The sequence below is a fragment of the uncultured Aurantimicrobium sp. genome (assembly GCF_936931525.1).
Classification (GTDB): domain Bacteria; phylum Actinomycetota; class Actinomycetes; order Actinomycetales; family Microbacteriaceae; genus Aurantimicrobium.
Map to the genome: position 1 here is coordinate 1 of NZ_CAKZII010000065.1, position 3421 is coordinate 3421.

Sequence of the window (3421 nt, forward strand, 5' to 3'; positions counted from 1 at the left end):
CCGCGTCCTCACACGCAGCCTGGTTTTGGCTCGTGGTGAGCAGCGCGAAGTTCCCGTGGCATGTGTTGAAGAAGGTCGCTGGCACGGCACGGGTCTTCACCAAGCAACCCGCCGCCGCGCTCCTATGGGTGTTCAGTACAGCATGATGAACACCTTCGCCACGTTGAACTGCGAAGACGTTCAGGGCAATGCTGCGGGAACCCATGTCCAAGGGGGAGTCTGGGATCGCATTCGACGTAACGAACAAGCTCGCGGTTTTGTTGACGGTCACTCTCTGATGGAGTCCATGAACCAAGCAGTGGGCATGAATGACTCAGCACGACCAATGCCCTCGATGCTCCCCGGCCAGCGCGGCGTCATCATCGGTATTGGCGGCTATGTCGCCGCAGCCGAGTTCTTCGGCAACACCGATGGCCTGGCCGCCCGCTGGGAAGGCATCATCGAAGCCGCTCGTTATGAAGCTCTCGAGGCTCCCCAACACCAGACCCCGAGCTGGGCAGCACGAGACTTCGCTGCTTCGCTGGAGCGCACTCCTATCGGAGAAGACCTCAAGCAGCCTCAAGAGATTCAGACCCCGGTAGGTCCGCTCGCTGTGAACAGCTTTGCGGTGAGCTTTGGTCTGATCCACGCCGCCGTGTTTAACGGCGCCCACCCACTTCTGGCTGCTGTGTAGCCAGAAAGAAAGGCTGGACCCAGCATTTCTATTTGGGGGGATGCTGGGCCCAGTTGCTCAACAAAAGTACTCGTGAAATACATACATAACTAGAGGGAGATCCACATGTTAGAGAACAAGACCATTGACGCTCAAGCCATCTTGGCTTCACTTGAAGCACCACGTTATGCCGTCAACTATCCAGAGCAGCTCTGGAGTGAAATCCTGCCAGGCCTGTGGCAGGGCGGCACCGCTGACTACGACGTCATCCACTACGGCACGGGCAAGCTCGGCGTCGGTGCCGAAGACTTCGACTTTGTTGCCACGATGTATGCCTCAGCGAACCCGGTGGACTGGTTTGTTCGTGAAATGCGCTTTGGTTTCTATGACCATGACATGTCGGATTTCAACACCGAGGACCTTCGTGACATCGTCACAATCTCTCACCGCCAGTGGAAAGAAGGCAAGCGCGTCTTGATCCGCTGCCAGGCCGGGCTTAACCGCTCTGGACTTGTCATGGCTCTTGTTCTCATTCGCGAGGGCTACACCCCCGCTGAAGCAATCCACCTTATTCGCTCACAGCGCGGCCAAGCCGCGCTGTGTAACAGCACCTTTGAGAAGTGGCTCCTGGCCACCAACGCTGAGGAGTGGAGAAGCTAACGCTTCTCGCCCTCCGCATGAACACTCACACACAGACAGAAACGAGACTTCATATGACCAATAAGAAAAAGAACGTTGGATTCAATGACCGAGCAGTGGGCACTCTGGTGGGCCTCGCCTGTGGCGATGCCCTCGGTGCCGCCTATGAATTCGGCGGCCCTATCCCACTAACCCAAGAGATTGGCATGGTCGGGGGCGGCGCCTTCGGCTGGGAACCAGGCGAATGGACCGACGACACCAGCATGGCTATTCCTATTGCGCAGGAGTTTGCGAACGGCGCAGATCTTCTGGATTCGGACACCTTGGGCCGAATCGTCTCGGTTTGGAAGAACTGGGCAGCAGAAGCCAAGGATGTGGGGGTTCAGACCTCTCGTGTTTTGCGCAGCCTGAAAGTCACCACGGAAGAAGCAGCTAGAGAAGCGTCGCGCACCCTCCATGAAGAGTCTGGTCGTTCTGGCGGAAACGGTGCGCTGATGCGCACCGCACCAGTTGCCTTGGCCTATCTGTCAGACCCCCAGAGTCTGACAGAGGCCGCAACCCGCATTGCTCAGCTCACGCACTGGGAAGAAGATGCCGCCCAGGCGTGTGTGCTGTGGTGCCATGCCATTCGCCATGCAGTGGTCACAGGAGAACTCGATATTCGTATTGGCCTGAACGAATTGGACTATGACGCCGTGCAGCTCTGGAAGAGCCGCATCAAAGAAGCAGAAACCAAGCAGCCAGAAGATTTCCACCGAACAAATGGCTGGGTGGTCACTGCGTTCCAAGGTGCATGGTCTGCAATCCATCACGGCAGGGAAGCAGGAGAAGGCATCGTTCCAATACTGGAACGTGCTGTCCGTGGCGGGGGAGACACGGACACTGTCGCGGCCATCGCTGGATCGTTGATTGGCGCCTGGGTAGGAACCTCCAGGATTCCTGCCCAGTGGCGTCGAGTGATCCACGGTTGGCCAGGGCTGAACTACCGTGACCTGCTGAACCTTGGTGTGCTGTGTGCCTCGGGGAAGGACCAGCATGAAGTAACCGGTTGGCCTTTGAGCACACAGATGTCAGGCACCCATGAAAACGTGTGGGTTCAGCACCCCCACGATGACGGTGTCTATCTGGCATCTCTTACTGCATTAGAGGAGATGCCCGCAGATATCGATGCTGTGGTGTCGATGTGCCGGGTGGGCACAGAGCAGGTCCAGGGCGCAGAAGTGTTTGAGTTCTGGCTCTTTGTTGAGCCAGGGCACAACCTCGACACCGTAGCTGTACTGCGTGATGCTGCCCACACCGTGGCCAAGCTTCGCGAAGAAGGCAAGAAGGTTGTAATCCACTGTGTGGCAGCACACAATCGCACGCCAGCAGCAGCGATTGCCTACTCAATCCTTCACAAGAACATTGCCTTTGACCAGGCATGGCAGGAAGTGCGGAACGCACTTCCTAACCCGCAACACAATCAGGAGTTCTTTGACGTCCTGAAAACACTCACCGAGAGGACAGTAAACATGAGCAACACCCTTGATCCAGACGAGCGCGATGCGTTCATTGACAGTCTGCTCGACGACCCCCAAGAGGTCGAAGGCATGGAAGATATGGACCGCTTCGAACAGCGAGACATTCTGAACCAGCAGTGGACCGACGAGATGATTCTCCACGCGATTCAGCCACGCTAAAGAACACATAGCCCCACCAGATAAAGCACATAAACCCTAAGCTGAAAGCAACGACCACAGCACAGGGGAACACAGAACAAGGTTGCGGTGGTCGTGACCTGGGAGGAAGAGGCATCACATGCATGAAATTGTTTGTCCACACTGCAACAAAGCATTCAAGATCGATGAGGCAGGCTATGCCGACATTCTTTCTCAGGTCCGCACACACGAGTTCGATGCTGAGCTAGAACAGCGTCTTCATGATGCTGAGAAGATTAAAGAGTCAGAAATTGAACTGGCCAAGATTCAGGTCGCACAAAAGCTCGAAGCTGAGGTTGCTGAGAAAGAGAACGAAATCCAGCGCCTTGCTGCAGAACTGAGCAAGACAGAGCTCGATAAGAAGCTAGCTGTGACAGAAGCGCTCGCAGAAGTAAAGCAAGAGCGTGACGATTTCAAGCACGAGGTGGAACTC

At 56.1% G+C, this 3421-nt stretch carries 3 protein-coding genes and 1 pseudogene; all 4 read left to right on the plus strand.

The genetic code is table 11. The features are described from left to right. On the plus strand, positions 1–673 hold a 673-nt coding region (locus Q0362_RS02840; RefSeq protein ID WP_298119554.1), incomplete at its 5' end, for an ARPP-1 family domain-containing protein. Positions 674–778: 105 nt separating this feature from the next. After that, positions 779–1312 carry a dual specificity protein phosphatase family protein gene (locus Q0362_RS02845; RefSeq protein WP_298119557.1) on the plus strand — a complete coding sequence of 178 codons (534 nt, stop codon included), beginning with the start codon at positions 779–781 and terminating at the stop codon, positions 1310–1312. 53 nt (positions 1313–1365) lie between these two features. Beyond that, positions 1366–2970, plus strand: coding sequence for an ADP-ribosylglycohydrolase family protein (locus Q0362_RS02850; protein WP_298119559.1), 1605 nt, complete (start codon positions 1366–1368; stop codon positions 2968–2970). A 118-nt stretch (positions 2971–3088) separates the two neighbouring features. Continuing rightward, positions 3089–3421, plus strand: a pseudogene (locus tag Q0362_RS02855) (DUF2130 domain-containing protein); the annotation flags it as partial.